The 25,312-nt window shown below is 44.5% G+C and carries 18 protein-coding genes; 9 read left to right on the top strand and 9 right to left on the bottom strand.

Annotated elements, in window-relative coordinates; translation table 11 throughout:
• The first annotated feature begins 4 nt into the window (after positions 1 to 4).
• The 4 genes from OSQ85_RS06785 to OSQ85_RS06770 all read left to right on the top strand — a co-directional run bounded on the left by OSQ85_RS06785 (position 5) and on the right by OSQ85_RS06770 (position 4,720).
• Positions 5 to 1,123 (top strand): 2-aminoethylphosphonate--pyruvate transaminase, encoded by a 1,119-nt coding sequence (locus OSQ85_RS06785; protein WP_265822090.1) that lies wholly within the window; start codon positions 5 to 7, stop codon positions 1,121 to 1,123.
• 97 nt (positions 1,124 to 1,220) lie between these two features.
• Entirely contained in the window at positions 1,221 to 1,958 is a 738-nt protein-coding gene (locus OSQ85_RS06780) for a LytR/AlgR family response regulator transcription factor (RefSeq protein WP_265822089.1), read from the top strand.
• Between the two features lie 44 nt (positions 1,959 to 2,002).
• Complete coding sequence (locus OSQ85_RS06775; RefSeq protein ID WP_265822088.1) at positions 2,003 to 3,241, top strand: GHKL domain-containing protein; 1,239 nt, start codon at positions 2,003 to 2,005, stop codon at positions 3,239 to 3,241.
• 159 nt (positions 3,242 to 3,400) lie between these two features.
• On the top strand, positions 3,401 to 4,720 hold the full coding sequence (locus OSQ85_RS06770; protein ID WP_265822087.1) for a metallophosphoesterase: 1,320 nt from the start codon (positions 3,401 to 3,403) through the stop codon (positions 4,718 to 4,720).
• A gap of 366 nt (positions 4,721 to 5,086) precedes the next feature.
• On the opposite strand, the gene OSQ85_RS06765 is transcribed toward OSQ85_RS06770, so the two are convergent.
• The 9 genes from OSQ85_RS06765 to OSQ85_RS06725 all read right to left on the bottom strand — a co-directional run bounded on the left by OSQ85_RS06765 (position 5,087) and on the right by OSQ85_RS06725 (position 16,679).
• Positions 5,087 to 7,864 (bottom strand): tetratricopeptide repeat protein, encoded by a 2,778-nt coding sequence (locus OSQ85_RS06765; protein WP_265822086.1) that lies wholly within the window; start codon positions 7,862 to 7,864, stop codon positions 5,087 to 5,089.
• A gap of 621 nt (positions 7,865 to 8,485) precedes the next feature.
• Entirely contained in the window at positions 8,486 to 9,724 is a 1,239-nt protein-coding gene (locus OSQ85_RS06760) for an OprD family outer membrane porin (protein WP_265822085.1), read from the bottom strand.
• On the bottom strand, positions 9,721 to 10,581 hold the full coding sequence (locus OSQ85_RS06755; RefSeq protein WP_265822084.1) for a 4Fe-4S binding protein: 861 nt from the start codon (positions 10,579 to 10,581) through the stop codon (positions 9,721 to 9,723). The genes OSQ85_RS06760 and OSQ85_RS06755 overlap by 4 nt, the downstream gene beginning before the upstream one ends.
• Positions 10,578 to 11,189, bottom strand: coding sequence for a 4Fe-4S dicluster domain-containing protein (locus OSQ85_RS06750; protein WP_265822083.1), 612 nt, complete (start codon positions 11,187 to 11,189; stop codon positions 10,578 to 10,580). The genes OSQ85_RS06755 and OSQ85_RS06750 overlap by 4 nt, the downstream gene beginning before the upstream one ends.
• Positions 11,190 to 11,216: 27 nt before the next feature.
• Entirely contained in the window at positions 11,217 to 11,954 is a 738-nt protein-coding gene (locus tag OSQ85_RS06745; protein ID WP_265822082.1) for a hypothetical protein, read from the bottom strand.
• Between the two features lie 95 nt (positions 11,955 to 12,049).
• Positions 12,050 to 12,724: a TorD/DmsD family molecular chaperone gene (locus tag OSQ85_RS06740; RefSeq protein ID WP_265822081.1), complete on the bottom strand. Its 675-nt coding sequence runs from the start codon at positions 12,722 to 12,724 to the stop codon at positions 12,050 to 12,052.
• 52 nt (positions 12,725 to 12,776) lie between these two features.
• Positions 12,777 to 13,379, bottom strand: coding sequence for a 4Fe-4S dicluster domain-containing protein (locus OSQ85_RS06735; protein ID WP_265822080.1), 603 nt, complete (start codon positions 13,377 to 13,379; stop codon positions 12,777 to 12,779).
• A gap of 2 nt (positions 13,380 to 13,381) precedes the next feature.
• Positions 13,382 to 16,063: a molybdopterin-containing oxidoreductase family protein gene (locus OSQ85_RS06730; protein WP_265822079.1), complete on the bottom strand. Its 2,682-nt coding sequence runs from the start codon at positions 16,061 to 16,063 to the stop codon at positions 13,382 to 13,384.
• A 37-nt stretch (positions 16,064 to 16,100) separates the two neighbouring features.
• The gene (locus OSQ85_RS06725) at positions 16,101 to 16,679 is read right to left on the bottom strand and encodes a hypothetical protein (RefSeq protein WP_265822078.1); all 579 of its coding nucleotides are present in this window, start codon (positions 16,677 to 16,679) and stop codon (positions 16,101 to 16,103) included.
• 261 nt (positions 16,680 to 16,940) lie between these two features.
• Here OSQ85_RS06725 and OSQ85_RS06720 point away from each other — a divergent pair, with 261 nt between their 5' ends.
• The 5 genes from OSQ85_RS06720 to OSQ85_RS06700 all read left to right on the top strand — a co-directional run bounded on the left by OSQ85_RS06720 (position 16,941) and on the right by OSQ85_RS06700 (position 24,882).
• On the top strand, positions 16,941 to 18,923 hold the full coding sequence (locus OSQ85_RS06720) for a sigma-54-dependent Fis family transcriptional regulator (RefSeq protein WP_265822077.1): 1,983 nt from the start codon (positions 16,941 to 16,943) through the stop codon (positions 18,921 to 18,923).
• Positions 18,924 to 18,961: 38 nt separating this feature from the next.
• Complete coding sequence (locus OSQ85_RS06715) at positions 18,962 to 20,110, top strand: MFS transporter (RefSeq protein ID WP_265822076.1); 1,149 nt, start codon at positions 18,962 to 18,964, stop codon at positions 20,108 to 20,110.
• 189 nt (positions 20,111 to 20,299) lie between these two features.
• Complete coding sequence (locus tag OSQ85_RS06710; RefSeq protein WP_265822293.1) at positions 20,300 to 21,643, top strand: sensor histidine kinase; 1,344 nt, start codon at positions 20,300 to 20,302, stop codon at positions 21,641 to 21,643.
• Complete coding sequence (locus OSQ85_RS06705) at positions 21,644 to 24,025, top strand: molybdopterin-dependent oxidoreductase (protein WP_265822075.1); 2,382 nt, start codon at positions 21,644 to 21,646, stop codon at positions 24,023 to 24,025.
• Positions 24,026 to 24,150: 125 nt separating this feature from the next.
• Positions 24,151 to 24,882 carry a response regulator transcription factor gene (locus tag OSQ85_RS06700; protein ID WP_265822074.1) on the top strand — a complete coding sequence of 244 codons (732 nt, stop codon included), beginning with the start codon at positions 24,151 to 24,153 and terminating at the stop codon, positions 24,880 to 24,882.
• The last annotated feature ends 430 nt before the right edge of the window (positions 24,883 to 25,312 follow it).

The following is a 25,312-nucleotide window of genomic DNA, read 5'->3' as shown; positions in this document are numbered from 1 at the left end:
GATTATGCATGGATTTGACAACAACTACCTTCTTCTGACTCCCGGCCCGCTCACAACAACAAAAAGTGTAAGAGAGGCTATGGCATACGATGTACCCACCAGAGATAAAGGCTACAGTGAACTGGTTCAGAAAATTCGGAATGAACTGACAGACCTGGCCACGCAGGATTCAGGGGAATACACTGCCGTTCTTGTTCAGGGTTCCGGTACATTTGCGGTTGAATCTATGCTGACAAGCTGTGTAGGTGCTTCGCATCGTCTTCTCATAGCGGTAAACGGAGCATACGGAGAACGTATGGCGGAGATTGCCTCCAAAGCAGGGCTGAACTATGACACACTGATATTTGAAGAAGACTGTGCGGTTGCTCCCGATGAGGTAGCTGAGAAGCTGAAACCCGGAGACTTTACCCATTTTGCAGTGATCCATCTGGAAACCACAACAGGAATCCTCAATCCGGTCATGGAACTGGGTGAGGTTTGCGCCGGAGCGGGTGTTGTCTTTATGGCAGACTGCATGAGCAGTTTCGGTTCGGTGGTATTTGATATGAAAAAATGTAAAATGCACTTTATGGCTGCTTCATCCAATAAATGTCTTCAGGGTGTGCCGGGAATAGGGCTCGTAGTCTGCCGCAGAGATGCAATGGAGGCTTGCAGAGGTATAAGCAGGTCAGTTTCTCTGGATCTGTACGCACAATACAGATATATGGAAGATTCAAAAGGCGGCTTTCGTTTTACATCGCCCACACACGTCATACTTGCTTTGGTTCAGGCTCTGGAGGAATTAAGAGAGGAAGGAGGAATCAGTGCCAGAAATGCCAGATACTGCGAGAATCAGCTCCTTCTTTCCGAAGGAATGGCAGAATTGGGATTCGAATTGTTTTTGGATAAAAAGGTTCAGTCCCCGGTGATTACCACCTTTATCCAGCCTCCCGGCGGTTTTGATTTTGAGGAAATGTATGAATATCTGAAAAAAAACGGATTTTACATCTATCCCGGCAAGCTGACTAAACGGGAAACATTCCGTATCGGCACAATAGGAAATGTGTTCCCATCGGATATGCAGCTATTTCTTGATCTTGTGGAGAAATACATCAACAGGGGGGCGGTTCGTTTTACAGTATAAATTCTTAGTATGGTTTAATGATTGCTATTTTGAATAAGTTACTGCAATATTACAAATACGATAGCCTGATTTTCCTTATACAGGGTGGAAAGAGCCGATGATTCGTATTGCGATCTGCGATGACATGCCTGACGATCTGCAAAGCCTTGTTTCCCTGACTGAGCAGTTCCTGTCCGTAAACGGTCTTGATGCCGAAGTGACAGGGTTTTCCCATCCGGATCATCTGCTGACAGCCATAGAGACAATGAGCTTTCATCTTTATATATTGGACATAGTTATGCCGATGGTCACTGGGCTGGAATTAGGCAGGGAGATTCGCCGCATTGACCGGGAGTCGCAGATTATCTACTCTACCACAGAACCTCAGTTTGCCTTGCAGGCATACGCCGCAAGCCCGCTAAACTATCTCATAAAGCCAATCGGCAGGCAGCAGCTTTTTGACACTCTCGCCCTCGCCGTCTCCAAGGCAGACCTTGCCGATGGGCAGACTTTTACCGTAAAAACTGCCGACAGCCTGAGGGTAATAAAACTTTCCGGCATAACCTGCTGCGAATACCGCAGCCACGCCGCAATATTCAGCCTCGCAAACGGAGAGGAGTTTTCCAGCCGCACTTTCAGGGAGAATTTTGCTGAATACTGCGCGCCCATTCTGAATAGCAGGTATTTTCTGCAATGCCACACCTCGTTTGTGATCAACATGCGCAAAGTGGAGCATTTTACTAAGGAGAGCTTCATTCTTTTCGGCGGCAAAGCGGTTCCCATTGCCGCCAAGAGATACCCCGCAGTGCGGGATGCGTATATGGATTACCTCACTGCAAGGGGAGGAAACGGGTGAGCGGGCATTTTCCAGATCTTCTGCGGGCGGTTACAACTGATATTATGCTTATACTTTTGCTCTGCACCATGGCAATGCCGAAGTATAAAAGCAGGGCTGTGTATGTTGCCGCAACGGCGGTTATACTGATCGGAAACCTCAGCGCAAATTACTATTTTTACCTTTCAGAGAACTACACCGCAGTATTTTATGTTGACCTTGCGATGCTTTTTGTAATCGGAATCGCCCTCAAGCCTCTTTTTACTGACAAAATTATGCAGTGGTGTTTCAGCTATATCACCATGCTCAATATTTATGCCGCTGTGGTGTTTATAAGCTACTCTTTCCGCAACGTTTTCCCTGATCCGGTTTACGGCAATGTGTATCTACGCCTGATTTTATTTTCAGTTGTTATTATAGTTTTCCGTAAATGGGTGTCCAAGCCTTACCGCAAGGTGCTGGATTATTGGCACATTTATATATTGCCCACTGCTGCTCTGTTCATTTGTTTTCTGGGATATTTTTTCGGCGGCGATATTCAGGATACGCTGACCGGTAATTACCTGCCGCTTATTTTCCTGATTATCCTTGGTTTGTCTGTGTATATCGCCATCATCCACTCTCTGAAAACAATAACAATGCAATATGAGATGCGGGAGGAGAATCAGGCCATGCAGGCGGAACGGGCATATCTTCAGCTGGCGGCAGACGGTATGTCTGAGAGGCTTAAACTCATTGAGGCTGTATCAGTACAAAACATCCGCACCGCCCATGACCGCCGCCACTTCAATAATGTACTTCTGGAGCTTCTGGAGCGGGGGCAGACCGATGAGGCCGCGGCGCTGCTGCGAAGTCAGAACCAGTCAGTGCTGAAAATCAACAGGGTTTACTGCGAAAACCCGGCTGTTAATGCTGCTGTCAGTCACTATGCCAATATTGCGGAACAGGCGGGTATACAGACGGAAATCAGTCTGGATATTCCCGGCAGTCTGTCTGTGGACACGCTGGAGCTTTCCATGGCGGTTTCAAATCTGCTGGAAAATGCTATACAGTCCTGCAAAGGGCTGCCTGAGAGTAAAGCTCCTTTTATCCGCTTTATCTGCCGGAGTGTTGGACGGCTGCTGCTGGAAATGGAAAACTCCTGTTCGGAAGATGCCGCTCTTGATGAAAGCGGTTATCCGGCTGCCACCGGTGAAGACCACGGAATCGGCAGCAAAAGTGTCATTGCTTTTGTAAACAAGTATGACGGTGAACTGATTTACAAAATAGAAAACGGTGTTTTCCGGGTACGTCTTGAAGTGTAAAAATATACGGATTTTTAGTTATAAAGAGTTAGCTTAGGGCAGTAAAGTTTTTAAGTGTAAAAATGAGTCTTTTAAGCGCATGGGCTTAACTTAACCTTTTTTCGGGATATTCTCAGAACCAAAATTTACGAAATGGCATTGAGTTGCCGGAGGTTCGATATGAAATTTACCCGAAGACATTTTATTAAAAATCTTGGTTTAGGCGCCGGAGCCTGTTTTATAGCACTCAACACTCTCGGATGTTCATCGGGTTCCTCCGGCTCGGACGCTGGACCTTTATGGGAACCCGGCAGCACAAGAGACAAAATTGTCGTTATAAGTGATATTCACCTCGGTATAGATGACAGATACACCGAAACCAAGCAAAACCGTTCGCATTTAGTTAATTTTCTTAAATCAGTCAGAAAAACCACAGATGTGCGTGAGCTGGTCATCGCCGGGGATTTCCTTGATGAATGGTTTTTGCCTGTCTATTATCCAAGCCACACCGATCAGGATCTGTTTTACAGGAGTGTGATTGCAAACAATCAGAGTGTGTTCAATGAACTGAACAAAGTAATCGCGAGCGGGATAAAACTGGTCTATGTTCCCGGAAACCATGACCTGACACTGGAATCATACATTTTACAGGAAGCAATTCCCGGTCTGGTTCAGGCCAGAGATGTCAGAGGGCTTGGTGCTTATTACACTGGCGACAGGAACGAGATTGTTATTGAGCACGGTCACCGTTATGACATTTTTTCCGCACCGGATACAGTAACTAATGCGGAACTGTGCGGCAATGATGACACTATCCTCCCGGCAGGTTATTTTTATGCGCGCTATGCCGCAACATGGGTATTGGAAGGGAAGCCAACGGTTCCCAAGATCCTGCCTGGGGTAACTAACATACCTGATATGAGCGATCCTGATCAGTATGGTGCTTATTTGTATCATCTGACTCTTAAAAGCGTCTCCGAGCGTATGACTCCTTATGAGGCTCCGGAAGCAAAGATATTTGATATGCGTATTTCAGGCTTTAATGATTCTTATTCGTATCTGGATTTCTACCCTGCAGAGCTGGAAGATGGAACGATTTCTGCGCCTGTACTGTTTAAAAATATTCAGCGTACATGGGCTGAGCGTCAGACACTCAATAATGTTAATGTTCACAGCAGTTTTATAGAGGCTGTGCCAGCTTCGGTTAACTCTGCCGCATATTTTGCGCAGGCAAAGGTTCAGTATCTGGAAAACCCTTCTGAAAATGTGGATGTGGTTGTATTCGGGCATACTCATGTACCCTCATACAGAGATGCAGGCGGAGGAAAGCATTATGTTAACTCCGGAACATGGATAGACCACAATGTTGACTTTCAGAATATTGAACGCACATTTGCCGTTATAACCACCGGAGCATCAAGCACTTCGGCTGTCTACAGCTATCTGGCTGACGGCACAGCCGAAGATGTAACAGCCTCTTTGGCAGCGACTGACGACTAGCAGTTTACGCCGCATAGCAAGGCTGAATATCACTGTGATTCATAATGAAATCCACCTCGGTTCGGGGTGGATTTTTTTTGTGCAAGCGTAAGTACTACAATGCCATCCCTTGATAAAGGGGAGGCATTGTAGTACTTACGCTTCTGTTTGGCAGGAAAATGCCGTCTCTTCTTGCTCATGTGAACCTCCGATTTCTTACAGTATTTTAAGTCAAAAAACACTTAGAAGTCTACTGTGACTGTCTTCGATCGTCGATCCACTATAATCTACCTCTTACTGAAAGTATAATTTTAATAGCTTGATTCACTTTTTTTGCGTAGCGTACATTTTAAGATTGTTTTTATCTAAAAATACTAAACTATTACTTTAAGTAATTGCTATGCGTTTAGCTTTCTTTTTATCTTTAATATTAGAAGGTATAAAACTAACATCTTTATTTAAATATGAACCATCAAGATAGTTAGGTTGTTCTAAGAAGTCGTAAATATGGGCGAGATAAGTATCACCTTTTGCTACTGATGACTCTATAATACAATAACCTTTTTCACAGGATACATGAATTATTTTTCCTTTTCTGGAAGTATTGTCTTGTAATCCGTCAAGTAGAGATTTTATTTTTTTCCTTAAATCATTTTCAGCAAAGTGAGAAATTTTATAAAAACCTTGTGCAAACTTTAATGCTTTATCAGAATTACTATTATTGACATAAATTGTTATCAACTCTTTATAAGCAGATAAAACAATTTTGATTTCTGCAACCTTCTTCGGGGTCTCAACGACGATATTTTCAAATATTTTTATTGCACTATTTAGATCTATCTTTTTATAAACATAAGCTAGATCTAGTTGGACTTGCTTAAACAGTATTTTTGTTCTTTGGTCATTCTCATCAATAACTAAGGCTTTTTGGCATTCCTCAAAAGCACTCGAGAGTTTGTTTTGAGCATTTTTGTAATCTCTTTCTCTAGAAAAAGCTTCAGCCCATCTTTTCAAGTTTTCAGCAATACTCGTTCTGTTTATTACCTCTTGTTTGTTTGAGGTTGATAATTCTTTCTTTTCAATCATGAGTGCTTTCTTAAATAATGTATCCGCTTCTTCATATTCCCCAAGTCTGCTTTTACAATTACCTATGGCATTGATGATAACATAATCATTCGGTATTAATTCCATTGCTTTTGTATAAGCTTCAAGAGCTTCTTTAATTTTTCCTTCTTTTCGTTTTATATTTCCTTTTATGAGCCATATTTGAGGATCTGAAGGGTTAAGATCAGTTGCTTTTTTTATAAGTTTGTCAGCTTCCAAACTATGACCTTCCGTGGATTCCATTACAGCCCAATTTCTGTATATTGAAGCAAACCGAGGAGCGATTTCAATTGCTCTCTTGTAGTCATCAATAGATTCATCATAACGGCCGCTTTGGTATTTTTGATATGCTGTCTGAGCTATTAATGTTGCAATTTTCTCTTCATCGGTAATTGCCCCAAAATTATGTAGACTGAATTTATACTGTTTTTTTGCTCTTTCAGCCTCTTCGATAGTATTTTGAACTGTTTTCATTCTGTCTTCAAATTCTTTTTTCAAAGAGGTGTTTCTGTCTAGTTGGTTTCTAACAAATCCTCTTGTAAGAGAGAGTAAGTTATACCTTGTTTTGATTTCTCCCTCATCACTTTTAGTTTGTTCTTGTATTATTAAAGAGACAAGTATCAAGTCTCTTATGCTATCTTCAAATTCTTCAGTCGTAACATTTGCCACATATTGTATAACTCCGGCTGCTAAAGGAGTGTCATAACAGCTAAGTGTACAAAGTAATCTTTTTGAGCATTCTTCTAAGCTCTTGTATATATTGTCAAAACAGAATAGTGATATATCACTTTTTTCTGAATTAACTTGTTCAAACATATAGTTAATATCTTTTCCTAATGCAACATGTCCAATAACCCACTTTATTGCTAATGGGTAACATGCAACTTTTTTGACATACATTTTAATTGTATCGTCTTGTATTTTTGCTAAATCAAGTAAATTTTTTTCAATAGCAAGTTGTCGAAAAAGAGCCACCGCTTCTCGTTCTCGTAATTGATTTAATTCATATCTACGCTCAACTTGTCCTAATCCTCTTCTACTTGTAATGAGGATTTTAATATTTTGAGGGGCATCTAATATGAAATTAATAATCTCTGCATCATTAATAGTTTCTAGGTTATCAATTACAATAAGAAAGTTAGAAGATATTTCAAATATTGTTTTAACATCTAGTTCTTTGTGTTCTATGGTTGAATCTTGGTGTTCAAACCCCATAACATCTAGAATAGTGTCAAGTAGCTCTTCATAGCTTTTTATCGTTGGTTCAATGTCTTCTATTCCTACAACAGATAGTTTGTCTTCTTTGGCACTTAGCCAAACCATTCCCTCAAACTTTGTGGGATTGCCATTGAGTATTATCTGAACTATACGCAGAGCTAGAGCAGTTTTTCCAACTCCTCCTGCCCCTGTTATCGTAATGACATTATGTAAATCTCCAAGAAGGAGTTTCGATATTTTTTTAATATCATCTTCTCTTCCAACAAATCCTCCATCATATTCATAATCTGGTGTTGGTAAATTATTTGGTATTGAATATTTTTTTGTTTCTTTATTTAAATTAATAGCATCAGGAATCGGCAATATGTATTCAGCGGGGATTTTTTCAAATTTTTCTAAGAAAGATAAATATTCTTTTCCGAAGTCATTTAAAGCATGTGCAATTTCTTTTGTATGAGTATATAAATTATCAATATTAATTGATGTAAGAAGTCCTCGGCTGTGCATTATTTTGCACCTGAGTTCATATAGTTCGTCCATCATTATACAGAAATCATTTAAAGTTATTTTATCTGTATCAAAGTAATATCTAAATAATGATTTAAAAAGTATGATCTCTCTTAAGTCTATAAAGTCTGTAAATTCTAAAAACTCATTCACTGATTCTATTACTTCTGTATTAATCCTTTTGTTTGTTTTTTCTTGTATACCAGAAGGAATACCTAATAAATAAGTATCACCATAAAGAATAAGTAGCTTGTTTGACAAAAAATCACGTAAGGTAGATTCGAATCTTGATATAATTGTATAGCCGATATCCGATGGTCTAATCACTTTTTCCATGTCCCTCTCCTTAACTATATGATATATATTATAACATGTAGTGTTTGCTATGCAAAATTATAAATCATAATAATGAACTTTAATTATGTTATTATTTGATTGCTTGAATATTTATTCAAATATAATGAAATTATAGTTGCCGTATTTAAGTTGACACTTACTGGTGCTTAGATCTTCTGTACTCTCTTGGGGACATTACTTTCAAACCCTTCTACGGGTGATTTTTATTATAATCCTCAAACAATTCAGGCAGCTTAGCATGATATTTTCGGCATCATGTATGTCGTTAATATACACATATGTGCTGAAACGGCAGCGCCTCACTGACGTTATCTCTTCAACTCTGCTGCCACCTTTAGGACGAGTACTAGACATAGTAATACCCCTAGTGCTTAGTTTTGCACAGTTGTCTACTTCAAACGTGGACTAATATAGAACAGAACTATAAGGCGTAACTAATGCACAATTATTTATTAAGCCTGTTCAGGCGACGTAATCTTTTTAAGTAATCCATGTGTTCTTTGACTGTTCGGATCTGGCAGGAGAAACATTGCAGGATACTAGTGCAAAAAGATAAAGCGGGCAGAGATGCCCGCTTCCGACTTTACTGATTTGTGCCTTTTATTTCTTTTTGCCCATTGCAAACTTATATATGGCGTAGAACCGTATGTCGTTGTAGTCTTCGCCGCCTTGCTTCACATTTATGTCAGCGTATCTCGCCCTGAGGCTGAGACCTTCCATAGCACCGGAAAAGGCATACTGTATATTGTAATCCGTTTCGGACTGGTCTTTGCCTGTTGATTCCGGCACATCATACTCAGCATGGAAAATATAAGCGCTCAATCCCTTAAGCCCGATTTGTGAGAAGTCATAGGCCACTCTTGCCGCATAGACATCCTCTTCGGCTCTGCCGGATGCCAGCACCTGCTGGATAACCACTTTGTCATCACCCCACGGAAGAACCAGACCGTCATCGCCTGTTTTAGCGTAAAAGCCTGTTATATTGAAGCCTTTGAACACCACACCGGTTCCGAAGCCGTACTGATAGGTATCAGATTCGCCGTTGAGCTCATCACCCTGAGATTTCTGTGTGAAGTATGAAGGATTGAAGTAAATGTTTGCTTCACCTAATTTTTTACTCAGAGAAGCCTTGAGGAAAGTCTCCCTGTAAACGTCCTCCATGGTGTAGAACCAGCCCTGAACATTGGCTTTCAGAACATCTGTCGGGATATTGTATGATGCCCCGAAGATTGCCATATGGTTATCCTCTGATATTGATGCCGCACCGCCGGGCTCATCCGCAACAGCTTTGGAGAGTGTGATGAACTCGTCATCGCTCCAGCCCATTGAGTCTGTAAGGTAATAAGCGGAAAGGGTCAGATTCTCAAGGGAGTTGTTCACAACGGAAAGCCCTTTGAAGGTTCTGGGGAGCATGCGGATGTCATGAATATTGAACATAGGGGTTTTGACTTCCTGCGCTCCGTATTTGATAACCGTGTCAAACCATTCTCCCTGAATGAAATACTCCTGAAGACGGGTGACGCTCTTGTGGTTTCCGTCCTCATCCTTGGCGAGGAGGCTGTAAACAGCATCATCGTCATCGTTGAAAATGCTGTTTGCCGTTGCGAAGGCTGCTCCGAACGATATTCCTTTGAGCGGTGCGGTACGGTAGTAGAAAAGTCCTCCGGCGGCGTTGTCCAGCCTGTCGGGTGTGGTTTTGTCAAAGTTCCTCTGAAAGCTGAAAACCCTTATCTCTCCTTCCAGAGAACCGTTTGCGAACATATCCCTGATATTGTCGGCCGCAAATGATGTGACAACGGTACAGAGTGCCAATAAAAAAATTAAAAAAAGCTTTTTCATAAATCCTCCTGATTTCTGTCTGTCTGAACTGTTCTGCCCCTTAAAACAGGAGCAGAATATATATGAAAACTGTTTTTGCAGCTTTTATCCCGTGCGTAGACGAGAGATTTGGTAGGGCAGCTGTCAATGCACTCCATGCAGCTTGTACACACCGTTTCCATTGTTTCATCATGCCCTTTGACATTTATCCCTTCATGGCAGGCTTTCACGCAGCCAGAGCAAACACCGCCGTTGGCTGAAATACATTGTGAACCGTGCAGCACAGGTCTGAATCTGACAAAGGGAATTTTGGAAACAAGGGAGAATACAGCGGATACAGGGCACACCGAAGAGCACCATCTTCTGAATATCAGTACTTCCGCCGCCAGAATCGCAGGGAAAATGATCAGGTTCCAGCCAGGCTCAAACACAAACAGCATTTTCAGAACCGCAAATATTAATCCGAAAAAGATGCCTATTGGGCAAACCAGACAAAAGATCGGAAACCCCGCAACAAATGATAAGCCTACAGCGGCAGCGGCAATAAGCAGAGGGAGTTTTTCAGCATGCCTGACTGATTTTTCGGGGCTTGAATGCTTATTTGCATTACTGCCGAATAGCTTTCTGACAAGAGTTGTCGGGCAGAACCAGCCGCAGAAGAAACGTCCCAGAACCAGCACTGCCGCAATCGCAGCAAGTACACCGGACAGCATTCCAAACGGAACAGAGCCTGATGCCGCCGTCACCTGCATAAACCCCAAAGGGCAGAGGGTACAGTATGTTCCCGTTCCTGCACCGATGAAAAAAGCCGCAGTAATAACAATTACTCCGCCAGCAAGGAACAGCATTCTGTATTTTGACATATGAAGCCTTTTCAACTTCCGCTCCCCGCTTTTTCATCATGAACCCTCGCAGGCATACCCTCCGGTCGGGGTTTTACTATGATTCCCTTGTTTCTGATGGTTTTACGCAGTGCGGTTGAAGGGCATTTCAGTTCGCATATCCCGCACCCGTTGCACTTCTCAGGTATAACCACCGGACGCTTGCTTTCATCAAGATATATGGCTTTGAGGGGACATTCATCCACGCACACCGTGCAGCCTGTCCAGTCCCATGCCACACAGTCGGTTTCGGATATGACAGCAACTCCTATATCCATCATTTCCTTGCTGACAGGCTTCAACGCCCCGGTCGGGCAAACTTCGGTGCATTTCATGCAGGAGTTGCAGTATGACACCTTAAAAGTAACCACCGGAGTGTTCATATTTACTATCCCGTAGGAGAGGGAAGCGGGCACAACAACATGGGTCGGGCAAACCTGAACGCACCTCTGACATCTGTTGCATTTCGCCTGAAATGCAGCTTCCAAGACTGCACCCGGCGGCCTCAGAAAGCTCTTTTTATCATCAGCGGCGCAGAAGGCCTGTTCCGGCACTGCTAAAACGGCAGCGGCAAGCTTCACAAGTGTTCTTCTGGAAATATTCATATCAAAGCTCAAAATATTCAGTCTGCATCAAAACAGCATTCTTCCCCCGCCGGCAGCTCCAGCCATAGCGGGCATCTGGTTTATAAGAATACTCAGCAGGAGTATTCCTAAAACCGCCGACAGTCTGTACACCCCGTTCATTGCGGACTGATGTCTGAGCGCGGGAAGAAAAGAAAGCACAGAGGGAATGACAAACATTGAAAGCACAGCTCCCCAAAACACGGATGAGAGGCTCCCTGATGTAAGCTGCTCGAAGGACAGTATTCTGTCCGGAGGCATAAGCATCTTGATTCTCAGAATAAAAGCGGCAAAAAGCACTGCGTTTATACAGAGAATACTCAGCGCTGCCGGGGAGTTTTTTCTGAAAACTCCGTCACTGCGGGCGCTGCCTGTGACTGTCAGCACGGAGGCGAACTGTACGGAAACAGCTATAAACAGAATTAACAGCAGATAAGTGTGCAGAGCGGGTCTGGTGCTGATCATGTACAGCTTGAAGAGGCTGTACATCACCAAGGCTGATGCTGACGCTGATATAACGGCAATGTGCATCCCCATCGGTTTTCTGAAGAAAATAACCAACCCGAAAACAGCCGATGCTGTCAGGGATATAACGGCAATGCTGAGTCCCGCTCCCGGTCTGGCGAGTAAGCTGATTATTCCTGCGGGGTTGTTTAATCCCAATGCAACAGCAAGAACAGCGGAAAAACCGGTCAGGAAAACTGCCAGAGAATATCTTTCCGCCTTTTCACCGAATCCGGTAATCATTTTTGCGCTGATACAGAGCAGAATCCCCGCATTTACTATGCCTAAAAACAAAAAAAAGGTCATTTGCCATTTGGTGTGCATATATACCTCGCTGGTTAAGCGGTACATCCGGACAGCATGTCTTCAACAACGGCAAGGTCCATTTTTATATATTCTTCTGTTATTACCGCCAGACCTTTGTAAAAGTCAGTGAGAGCAAACTTTTTTATGTCTGAACAAAATTCCGGAACCCAGTTTAAAAGGTGCTCCTCAATAAACCGTTTCTGTCCGTTCATAAGCCGACAGGCAGTTTCCGCATCCCCTTTTTCAAAGGCTTTTATTATTTCACCGCAGATGTATGCCATGAATTCAAGCTGAATGAAAATGTGGTCTTCCGGTATATTGTAGCCGTGCTCAAGCACCAGCTTGTTTTCCCGCAGGATTCTGAACATTTCGTCTCTTGCATCCTGCATTATCAGCCTTTCCTGACTGGTATAAACAGACTCATAGGGGTAAGCGACCTTCTTTGAGTCCACAATCCCCGCACCCAGAAACACTTTCGCATAATCCACCGCCAGTTCTGTCAGAGGGTCTGTCTGCGGGAGATTCAGATAATTTTTTATCATTCTGTACCCCTCGGTAATCCCTGAGTTCCCTTCCTCCGGATATGATGCGTTTTTCATCTGTAAAAACAGGTTTTCATCGACCTCCGATTTGAAAAAATTCATGAGGAAGAGGTACATTCTCTCGCGGCAGGCATTAATTTCTGTATATTCTGCGATTGCTTCCATTTCGGCTCTCCTGTTTTAAGGGGCGGCAAAGCGCCGCCCCGTGAGTGTGCTGTCAGATATTCTCAAAGAATGTCCATGATTTTTTGTTCTGCCATTTTGCTGTTTTGTCGTGCAGGATATAGCGTGTGGCAGGGCGGTTGCCTTCGTCCGGAAGACTGCGGGCAGCGGAACCTGCTTCCTTGATAATCTTGGAGACTTTGCTTTCCGGATCATTGACATCCCCGAAGAACCTTGCTTTTGCGCAGCATACCTTCACGCATGCGGGCTGATCCCCGGCATTCAGAAGGTGAGAGCACATTGTGCATTTTTCCACGTACTGCTGTTTTTCGTTGAATTTACGCGCGCCGTAAGGGCATGCGGATATGCAGGACATGCAGGCGATACATTTTTTGCTGTCAACGAGTATTACCCCGTCCTTGTCAACATAAGATGCACCTGTGGGGCATACGTCAACGCAGGGAGCCTTTTCGCATGACTGACATACGGCAGGGAGATAATACATCTCCAGATTAGGGAAATTACCTGTGGGGCCTATGGTGAAAACTTTATTATACTGAACCCCAAGGTCTATTTTGTTTTCGTTTTTGCAGGCTACCTCGCATGAATAGCATCCGATGCAGCGGTCAAGGTCTATTACCAATGCTGTCTTTTTCATTGTTAAATCTCCACTGTTTTAGTTTTGTCAGACACCTGAGGCATCCAGGGTTCAAACTGCTTCGGCTCTGTCCAGACTCCCTTAGGAGCTTCTTTAGCTTTTGAGATTTTGACCTGAAATCCCCTGAGAGTGTACGTGCCGCACAAATCATTGAACGGAGCCGTATGCTTGGTAAGAACATTCACGTTCATCTCTTTCCAGCCGTGGGTGGGGGTATCAAGGTTTTCAGGGTTCCAGAAACGCTCCATATACACCACTCCCTTTGCCACTCCTTCCGTCACAAGAGCTTTCGCGTATATTTTCCCTCTCATTGATTCAACATGAACCCAGTCATCCTGAGATACGCCGTATTTCTTAGCGTCAGATGGGTGTACCCACAGTTCCGCATAGGGCTTAATCTCTCTGAGGTAGGGAATATTTCTCAGGGTTGTGTGATGCCAGAACGGCAGACGTCCGTTTGTCATAACCAGAGGATATTTTTTGCCGACCTCGTTGTCGGGGCTTTCTGAAGGTTTGAGGTAGTAAGGCAGCGGATCATAATCCTTTGCCACGGGAGGCAGAGGATAGGTTGTGAAGGGCTGGCCTGTACGTCCCAGAATGATAAGGCTTTCCATATAGCCCTCAACCTTGCCCGTTCCGGTGTTGAACCCTTTCACTTTGCCTGTTTTAGGATCGATTTCCTTATAAACATAGTAGCGTCTGAATTTTTCCATGGGGGTGAACTCAAACGGAGTCTTGCTTTTGTACTCCTCCCATGTCATGCCGAAGAAGCTTGTCCAGTGGTCAAGCTGTTCCTCATATGTGTTGTAATAGGGGGATTCGGGAGCTGTCTGCGCCTTGTCAAAGGAGCGCTTGCAGTTTTCATGCCCCAGTTCGCCGCAGCGTTTTGCTATCTGAGCCCAGATCCATGTTTCATTAGCTGTTTCATAAAGATGCGTAACAGCCTTGCGTGAGAAGCATTTGTTGAGTGAAGCTGTTATGAAGTCTGATTCGAGCCACTCAGTAGCCGGCAGCAGATAGTCGGAATAAGCGGAAAAAGATGTGGGATAAAGGAACATATGAACTATCAGTTCAAGGTTCTTCATTCCCTCAACCCAAGCTGCCGCATTAGCCACAGTGCCGAGCTTATTGCCTGAGCGCTCAAGCCATGCTTTAAGTTTATAAGGCTTGCCTGTGGTCATGGCATCAAGTATCGCAGTGGGCTGAGCTATCCACCAGTGGAGCATGCCTTTGTGCTCATTGGAGCCCAGACGTTTTTTAAGCTGTGCTTCTGAGAGGAAGCTTTTAAGTTTTGTGGTTCTGAGGAGTCCTCCGACGCCCTTGTCTTCATAACGCTGAAGCAGAACGCCCGGTTTTTCAAAATAACCCATGAGAATATGCAGAACAGCGGTTACGTGGGCTGCCTGAGTTGAGTTGGGGGTCTGGTCTGTTGCCACGCCCAGAGCTATGCTGGAAGGAGCGTCTTTGGCAAACATCAGTATGGCTTTCTCTATTGTTTTGGGGTCAAGCCAGCATTCTTTTCCGGCAGCCTGAAGCGTCCAGGGTTCTGCCCTTTCTTTAAGAAGCTGAAATCCGGTTTTGTACTCCGCTCCGTTTATCGTAAATGTTCCTTCAAGCGCAGGGCTGAGGCTTTCGTCATAAGGGAAGGGGAGGGGCTTAGCTGAGTTTGTTTTGGTGTCCCACACCACAAATGTCTTGTCATCGGCATCTTTGAAAAGTTCCTTGCCTCTGAGCATCATTTTTGTTTTTGTATTCACGAGGAAGGGCAGGTTAGACCACCTCAGTACAAAGTCTTTGTCATAGAGCTTGTTTGCGATTATGTAGCGCACCCATGCCAGTCCGAGAGCAACATCCGTTCCGGGTCTGATAGGCAGCCATATATCCGCTTTTGAGGCATCCGCAGTAAAACGGGGATCAATTACAACTGTTTTCAGACCTCTTGCTCTGTTTTCAGCAAGAACGCGTCCCGCCTGTGAGGGTCCGCTGTATGCGGGCGCAGTGCCCCACATAACAAGGCTGTTGGCGTTTTTCTCATTATAGAAGTAGAGTTCCACACCGTTTGAGTCGCCAAGGCTGGTATCTGAGCCCTGATAGGTTTTATTGTCGCCGTATGCCATGCCGTAGATAAGTGTTCTGGGCATATAACACTGGGCAGCTCCGGGTTCAAACCAGTTCGGCGTATCAAATGTGTCACAGAATCTGCATGCGCCGTTGAAGTTGGGGTTCCCGCCGCCTCCGGTTGATGCGAATACTGATTCAGCGCCGTATTTTGCGCGTATTTCCATGAGTTTGTGGGCTATTTCGTCTATAGCCTGCTCCCATGAAATACGTTTCCACTTGTTCTCTCCCCTCAGACCGACTCTTTTGAGCGGATATTTAAGTCTGTTGGGGTGATAGAGTGCCTGAATTCCGGAAAGCCCTTTGACGCACAGAGCGCCTTCGCTTCTGGAAAAATCAGGGTCGCCGTCAAGTTTGACAACACGCCCGTTTTTGACATGGGCAAGCACACCGCAGTCTGCTGTACAGCTTCGGCAGTTTGTTCTGACTATCTTGGTGTCGTCAGTTGTTGCCGCTTCCGCCCCTGGTACAAGGCTGCCGCCGAGCAGCGAACCGGCAGTTGCCATAGTGCCGGCAACCGCTGTGGCCTTTAAAAAGTCCCTACGATTCAGTTTTAAATGCTGCATTAAATCCTCCTGAAAATTTGTACATAAGATACTGTTGTTATTTATGATTTAAGAGATTCCAACCTGCCGCGGCCTCTATGCCCGGCTCTGTTGAAACCCACTTAACATCCCACTCAATACCGCCTGCGTCCTCCAGCTCGCCCAGAAAATAGCTGGCAAAGATATTCTCGTGTCTCATTAACTCGTTATCTGCCAGCATGTTCTCAATTTCCTGAATTGTTTTCGGCTGAGCGCATGTGCGGATTATTGATATAAAAATTTCCGCATATTCAGGCGAACTCCTGAAAAGTCCGGTCAGTCTGCTGTGGGGAGCTGCTGCATCAGCCACAGTTTTTCCTGCCGGTGTCGTTTTGAGTTCTATGCTGTTTTCCGTTTCAGATGTTTCCAGCCCGCCTGTCTCAAGAAGGCAATTAATAACTGCCTGAGGGGAATGGAACATCGCCTTGGCTCCTGTCCATTTTCTTATCTGGGTTTTGACATCCTCAAGAAGGCGGGGTGTGAGACAGTATGTGAGAGTTTTGTACATTATTTCCCGTGAGGCAGGTTCTGCGGCTATTTTAGTAAACAGTTCATCCGCCCCTGATACAGGGTTTGCTGTCTGAGTGCTCTGATTCATAAAGTTCTCCTGAAATAAAATTATTTAACCCTGTTGCTCTATGCGTCAGCAGGGGCTATATTTCTGTTGGGCAGTGCGTTTGCTAAATTATGTAATGCAATGGAAATGCCAACAGGGTGTCCTGACAAAAACTGTTTATTAACAAGAACATATCTTTTGGCATATTTTTTATGAGTGTCTCATAAGTGAGATCTGTCTCATATTTAAGTCAGTATTTTTTATTTAGCTGGATTGTGTTCAATCCCAGCACAGAGGCGTTTTATGAAAAAGAAGAGCCAGATGTGGCAGCCTAAGCCCATTGTCCTTACCAGTTGCGATCCTGAGGTCTGGAGAAAAGTAGCCGAAGCAAAGCAGGTACTTGTTGAAACCGGACAGCTACCCGATGACGCAGCTTTTATCCCAGAGGAAATAGTAGAGATGTGGAGACGCTCCATCCGCTACGGAATCAGGTGGGATAAGCCGATCAGGGTTCCTAAGCTGAGCAAAAGCGATTTCGAGCGTATTAAGGAGAAGAAGAGCCTTTTCATTGAGGTTGCGACAGGGTTAATAGAAGAGTTTCAGGAGATACTGGAAGGCACAGACTTTACTATGTCAATCACCGACGAAAACGGAATCCTTCTCAGCAAAACAAATAACTCGGATAAGATATGGAACGACTTCCTGCTTGAGATAGGCGATGTCTGGAGTGAGGAGTATGTTGGCTGCACTGCCCATACCCTTGCTCTGGCTTACAGCCGCCCTATTCAGATAATGGGTCCCGCAAACTTTTATAAGTTTCTCGAAAGCAACCTCAGCTCAGCGGCTCCCATCTTTAATGAATACGGAGACACAATAGGAAGTATAAGGCTTGTTCAGAGAAACGCTGATATTACAAGGATGATGACACACACTCTGGGCTGGGTTACCTCTGTTGCTTCGGCAATCAGCAGCCAGCTTAAGCTGTTCAGAAGGGACAAACGCCTTAAACTGATGAACTCAACCCTTAAGGCAACCTTTGCCCACATTGAGGACGGATATATCTCAATAGATGATTCAGGAAGGATCATAAATATAAACAAGGAAGCGGCAAGGCTGCTGAATCTTCCCGGTGACACCAAAATCAATTTCTTTTCCATATTGTCTGATTCCGCCCCCTTGATCAACACCCTCAATACCGGCAGGGCTGTTCTTGACCAGCATCTCATGCTGAAAACGGATTCGGGTGCGCACTTCGTTGCTGACATTGAACCTTTTCACGGGGACAGCCTGAGATATGCTCAGGGAGCGGTTATACGGATAAGGAGAAAAACAGAAGCACAGAAAACGGACGAATCGGTAAGGGTTTCAAGCATCACTTTTGACAGAATAATAGGAAACAGTCAGGTTATGGAAACCCTTAAAGATACTGCTAAAATGGTTTCTCGCAAGCCGATTAACATACTCCTTCTGGGCGAAAGCGGAACCGGAAAGGAGGTCTTTGCTCAGGCGATACACAACTATTACTACAAATCCGGCCCGTTTGTAGCCATCAACTGCGCATCAATTCCTGCAAACCTTATAGAGAGCGAGCTGTTTGGCTATGAAAGCGGGGCATTTACCGGAGCGGAAAAAGCAGGGAGAAAGGGAAAGATTGAATACGCGAACGGGGGTACGCTTTTTCTTGATGAAATAGGGGATATGCCCACAGCTCTCCAGCCTGTTCTTCTCCGGGTTCTGGAGGAGAAAAGAGTCACAAGAATCGGCGGGAATAAGAGCATCCCGGTTGATTTCAGAATTATTTCCGCAACCAATAAACCTTTGTGCGGCAATTTTACGGAAGAAAAGTTCCGTCAGGATCTGTATTTCAGGCTTGCGGTAGTAAAGCTTGAGCTTCCGCCTCTCAGGGAGCGGGGGAAGGACATACTCCTTCTGGCTGATAATTTTATCAAAAACACCTGTAATAACTTCAATATGCCAGTCTGTACACTGGCCAAGGAAACCGAAAAAATCCTTATGGAGTTTCCCTGGCCGGGCAACGTCAGGCAGCTTCAGAACGCAATGATATACGCGGTAACTGTCGCCGCCGGAAGAATCATTATGCCCAAAGACCTGCCGCAGGACATAACAGGCGGAGTTACCTACTCTCTTTCAAATAAGCTGGACGTCCTTAAAGATATGGAGAAGGATGTGATCCTGAAAACTGTCAGGGAGACCGGAAGTGCCACAGAGGCCGCAAAAATTCTGGGCATAAGCAGAGCGACATTGTACAGAAAAATAAAAAGCTGATAAGCTTTATATTGATATTTCATTTATCTGAGGGACAAATGCTCAGCAATCGTTATTTTATTTTATTCATCGTATTTTCTGCCGGCGTTGCGGCTCCCCTTAACCAGTTTAAGGTTCCGCCCATGATGATGCAGCTTGTGGAGCATTTTGATATGAGCCTTGCGGTTTCCGGCTGGCTTATGTCTTTATTTGCCCTTGTGGGAATGCTGTTTGCACTCCCTTCCGGTCATATTATAGGCCGGATAGGGATGAAAGCTTCCGGAATTATCGCCCTGACAGCACTTCTGGGCGGCTCTGTTCTGGGCGGGATGTCAACCTCGCTGCTTATGCTGATTTCAAGCCGTATAATTGAGGGCATAGGTCTCTGTCTCATTTCTGTTACAGGGCCTGCTGCTATTTCAGCATGGTTTCCGCCGGAAAAAAGAGGCGCGGCTATGGGTGTGTGGGCGACATGGGTTCCTATAGGAACGATTACAATGTTCATTGCCGCCCCTGCACTTGGTGTATGGCACAACGCATGGATATTCACCTCTGTTTACACATTTGCGGTTCTTGTAGCTTTTATATTGTTTTTTCATATGCCCGAAAGCCTGAAAGCCGGGCAGAAGACAAACCGCCGCACCTGCGGCAGCCAGTATTCAAATAAAAGCATTTGGCTTCTCGCCTTTGTTTTCATGATTTACAATATTGTTATAGTATCCGTCAAAACCTACGCCCCTATCTTTCTTGAGCAGGAGCACGGGCTTTCTTTATTAAAAGCCTCAATGCTTACGGCGCTCATCATGCTGTTTTCTCTTGTCTCGGCGCCTCTGTGCGGATGGCTTTCCGATGTGCTCAAATCAAGAAAGCTTATCCTGACCTCAGGGCTTATCATTGTCTGTTTCGTGATGCTTTTTCTTTTCGGAGCAGGAACTGCGTTCTTCACTTTTCTGATTATCATGCTCGGAATTACAGGGGGGATCGTTCCGACTATTACCTTCTCATCGGTTCCTGAAATAATGACAGAACCGCACCTTACAGGTAAAGGGATGTCAGTTATAGCGCTCGGACAAAATGCGGGAATGTTCTGCGGTCCGGTTGCATTCAGTTTTTTAGCCGGCTGCTATTCATGGCAGACAGCAGGATACATAATGGTTCCCCTTGTCCTCTGTGCCCTGACGGCATCATTTATGATAAAAGTGAGATAGAAATGTAAAGTATTAAATTTCAGTTGAAAACAGCCTGAAGGACAATCACTGAACCTCAACAGGAAAATTGAGGCCGAGACCTATTATCGTAAGCCTCAGTTTCACTTTCATTTCACCTCATTGTTCCGATAATGATTGATTAATACTTAACTGGTTTTATATTTGATTAATGCATTGGGGCATTTATTGATGAATTTTATTAGCGAGTCTCTTCGTTTAAGAATAGTACTGGTGTTTGTGGCGTTCAGCATCCTTCTCGGCGGTGCACTTGCTGCCGGTATCCTTATTTCCACTAAGTATGCTGAAAAATACATTCTGAAAAAGAGGCTTAACCTTGAAACGGACAGGTATATTGAGTCGGTTGTTAATTCTCCTTTCTCTCCGGTGATTTTCAGTCCTGAGATTCTTTTGCCCGAATCTCCCTACATGACTTCATATCTGGACGAAAACCTTCTTCCTGATTGGGCGGCAAAAGACCTTACTGAGATCCCTGAAGGAAACTATGAAAAGCATAACGATAAACAGAACTATTATGTTGCAGTTAGGGATCTCGGAAACGGTCAGAGGCTTTATATTCTGTTTAACGTTACCACACTCCTGACTGATCATATTGCAATCAATGTTTCCAGAACTTATTTCACCGTCATACTTGTGCCTATATTCATTGTTGGACTTCTTTTGGGAGTAATGACTTCATACAAGGCTGTGTCTCCTGTGGTGCGGCTCACGAAAATCATAAAACGCAGAGATTCTACCGGAAAACTTCCGAAAAACCTCGCCGCATATTTTAGGAATGATGAGGTGGGGTTTCTTGCAAAAGCATTGGAACATTCCATAAACGAAATGCAGTCCGCATTGGACAGAGAAAAGGCTTTTGCGCGTGACGCCAGCCATGAGCTGCGTTCGCCTGTAACTGTTGTTCAGGGAGCTATCAGGATACTGGCTGAAGAGCCGGAATGCGGCAGCGAAAAAACGCAGAATGTTATTTCTCGCATAAAAAGAGCCTCGCTCAATATGGAACATCTGATCAACTCCTTTTTGTGGCTTTCCCGGCAGGAGCGGCACGAAAGCGGCAGTTCATGCAGGGCTGCATCGGTGATAAGGGAAAGCGTGGAAAACAACAGCTACCTGCTCAGGAACAAGCCGGTTGAAGTGAAGGTCTGCGAATATGCAGATGTTGTTCTGCCTGTGGCTTCTGAATTTTTCTATATTGTTGTGAGTAATATAATACGAAATGCCATTACTTATACAAAAAAAGGAGAGATAGTTGTTTCAATATACGAAACCTACATATCAGCACGGGATACTGGTCCGGGTATACCACAGCATGTAAGAGACAGCTTAAATGACGCAGAGGGAGTTGCCATGGCTGATGGATTTGGCTTCGGTCTCTCCATCGCGCACAGAATGTGCACTCAGTTGGGCTGGAAGCTTGAGCTTAAGTCAGGCGGGGGAAAAGGTTCTGATGTTATTATTCATTTCGGCAGCAGTGCGTCCATCTGCGGATTGCCGAAGATGCCTTTGGAGGGTTGAATGCAGTTGAATCGCAGAGAATTTATCAAAAGAGCGGCGGCGGCTCTTGCTGTTCTGACTTGTAGCCCTGAAGTGCTGGCGGAAAGCGGTGAGAAGGTTATTGTGCATGCCACGCATTTCGGTCCTGTACAGGCTCATGTCAAGCAGGGGAAAGTGGTGAAAATTGAGGCAATGGGAATGGATATGAACCCTGTGGACATACTCTATGCTTTGAATGAAGCCCTTTATGCCCCGAACAGGATTAAGTATCCGTGCATAAGGAAAAGTTATCTGAGAGGTTCGGACAACAGGCATTTACGGGGAGCAGAAGAGTTTGTAAGAGTGAGTTGGGACGATGCGTTTGATCTTTTAGCGGAATCTCTTGTAAAAACAAAACAGAAATACGGCAATGAGTCCATATTCAAATCCACCTACGCCAGATGGGCTCATCCCGGCAGAATACATCAGGCAGCAGGGCTTCAGGGAAGAATGCTCGGTATTTTCGGCGGGTTCTGCGACACTGTGGGCGATTATTCAGCGGGAGCAGCAGCCCAGCTTCTCGCATATATAATGGGAGATATGGAGGTTTACAGCCAGCAGACTTCAAGGGAGGTGGTGCTGAAACATACGGAGCTTCTTTTGATGTGGGGCACTGACCCTTTTAAAACAGACAAGATAGACTATCAGGTACCCATACACTCAGGCAATGAATGGTTCAGGAAGATGCGTGACAGGGGGGTTAAGTTTGTGAATATCGACCCCACCAGAAGTGCAACAATCAAAGCGCTGGAGAGCGAATGGGTGCCGATAAAAGCGGCAAGCGATGTGGCAATGATACTTGCAATGTGCCACACCCTGTATGAGGAGAACCTGTACAATAAAAAATTTATCAGCAAATATACAGTTGGGTTTGATGTATTTATTAAATATCTCAAAGGTGAAACTGACGGAGTTGTGAAAAACGCAGAATGGGCGGAAAAAATATGTGGTGTTCCTACAGAAAAAACAAAAGAACTGTCCAGAATGAGCGTGAAGCACAGGACTCTTCTTTCCGGAAGCTGGTCCTGTCAGAGAATTGAATACGGAGAGCAGTTCCATTGGAGCCTTGTGGCTCTCGGATGTATGATAGGTCAGATAGGGCTGCCCGGCGGCGGGCTCTATTTCAATATGTCCTTCTGCGGCGCCGGAACTCCATACTCAGGCGCAGGTGTTCCGCTTATGCTTTCTCAGAAAAAGAATCCGGTAGGGATTAACATACCCGCTTCCAGAATGGCGGAACTTCTTCTTAATCCGGGTAAAACAATCCCTTATAACGGGCGGAGACTGACATACCCAAATATAAAGCTTATTTATTCCGCAGGGGTGACGCCTATAGGTCACCATCCAGATGTGAATAAGCTCATAGAAGGAATCCGCAGGGTTGATACAGTGATTACCCATGAACCGTGGTGGACGCCCACTGCAAAATATTCCGATATAGTGCTTCCTGTGGCGACCAGCTTTGAACGCAATGATATCTCTTTCGGCTCATCCTACGGAGTGGAGTATGTTTTTGCAATGAAAAAGGTTATAGAGCCAATGTTTGATGCAAAGCACGATTTTGACATTTTTCGGGAGCTTTCAAAAAGGCTTGGCTTTGAAAAGGAGTTTACCGAAGGAAAAACTGCCGATGAGTGGATACGTTGGAGCTACGGGAAAATGAAGTCGCATGTGCCTTTTAAAGAGTTCTGGGAGAAGGGGTACGTTCATTTCACTCCGCCTAAGAACAGTGTTGAATATGTGCGTTATGCGGATTTCAGAAAAGATCCTGTTGAAAATCATCTTCGCACTCCTTCAGGAAAGATAGAGCTGTTCAGCGAGAAAATAGCCTCATTCGGTTATAGCGACTGTCCGGGGTATCCCGTATGGCTGGAGCCGACCGAGGGAATCAGCTCACCGCTGGTAAAGAAATATCCTTTTCAGCTTCTGACTCCGCACCCTGAGCATAGGCTGCATTCCCAACTGGATAATACTTCTCTGAGTGTCAAATACAAAGTTGACAAACGGGAGCCTGCGCTTATTAACAAAGGCGATGCCTCCAAGCTGGGGATTAAACACGGCGATCTTGTTGAGGTTTATAATGACAGGGGCAGCATAGTTTGCTGTGCATTCCTGACCGATGACATTGTGCCCGGAGTTACGGCAGTGGCGGAAGGTGCATGGTATTGCGCGGAAAACCCTGAAAAAAATAATTCCAGATGCCTTTCCGGTCAGGTAAATGTGCTGACCTCAGATCGTCCTACATCACGTTTTGCGCAGGCTATTTCTGCAAATACCTGTCTTGTGGGGATTAAAAAGCTTAAGGGTATTCCGCCGGAGAATACCGCATATGAGTGCCCTGAAATTCTGGACTTTGTGAAATAGATAAAAAATTTCGGATTAAGGAAGAACCGGGAAAAGTTTCTGTATGTGAATGTTTGTTTACATGAGCGCTTCACTAAGGTTTCACTAACATGGAACTAATATTGTCAAATGATGCGGGTGATTTGATGGAAAATAGAATGCAGGGATCTGAAGGAATGAAACTTCTGCTGGTTGAGGATGATCCGGATATTTCAGAGAATATCATAGATTTCCTCGAAAGGCACGGGAACAGTCTGGACTATGCGATGGACGGGGATTTTGCACTGGAACTTCTGCATGAGAACAATTATGACGCTGTTATTCTTGATATTAATCTGCATGGCATAAACGGATTTGAGATCTGCAAAAGGATAAGGCAGAACATGCGTCTCAAGATACCTGTTCTGATGCTTACAGCAAGGGTTATGCTTGGTGACAAGGTTCAGGGGTTTGAATCAGGAGCAGACGATTATCTCACAAAACCCTTTGATCCTGAGGAGCTCCTTTTAAGGCTTAGGGCTCTGACACGGAGATACAGGCAATGTGTTGCAAGTGTTTTCAGAGTTGCTGATCTCACGCTTGATCCTGAAAACGGTTTGGCAGAGCGTGACGGTGTGCGCATAACTCTTCCTTATGCCTGTTTCAGGATATTGCTTCGTCTCATGGAAAAATATCCGGGAATCGTCACAAGAGAAGAACTGGAGTTTGATATATGGAAAGATCAGCCGCCCATGAGCAACTCTCTGAAGTCGCATTTTTATATGCTGAGGCAGCTCATTGATAAGCCCTTTGAAAAACAGCTTCTGCACTGCATACGCGGCAGAGGATACAAAATAGACGATAACTATGCGGAGACTGCGTCTGACAGGCATTGTTAAATATCTGAATTCATGTTATTTTGCTGATTAAGCGCCTTATATCTGTTCAATATCCTTTCGTTTGTCTTTATTAATAATTAATTATTTCCTGAAACCATAAATACTGTTTATGTTTTTGGTTGTCTGCTTATGCTTGATACTAAAAATATGTCAAGAGCACATGTTCTTTTTATAATAAAGTATTTTCACACAAATATTTGATTCCGTTTCACTTTCATTTCACTTTCTGTCTGATAATTTTTCAAGGAACTACAGTAGGTTTATCCGGAAGGTCTTTGCCGGATTTCATTTGTACATTTTTAACAAAGGAGGAAGTATGCGCTACCTGTCGGTTAGTTGTATGCTTGCGTGTCTTCTGCTTTTCGTTGCAGTTGGGGCACAAGCATTTGAGAACGGCGCTTCGAACACGCCGGACAGCTGGACGCAGCAG

Source organism: Geovibrio ferrireducens, from assembly GCF_026226615.1.
Lineage (GTDB): Bacteria > Chrysiogenota > Deferribacteres > Deferribacterales > Geovibrionaceae > Geovibrio > Geovibrio ferrireducens.
Note: the sequence above shows the minus strand (reverse complement) of the source record. Positions and strands in the feature narration are given on the sequence as shown.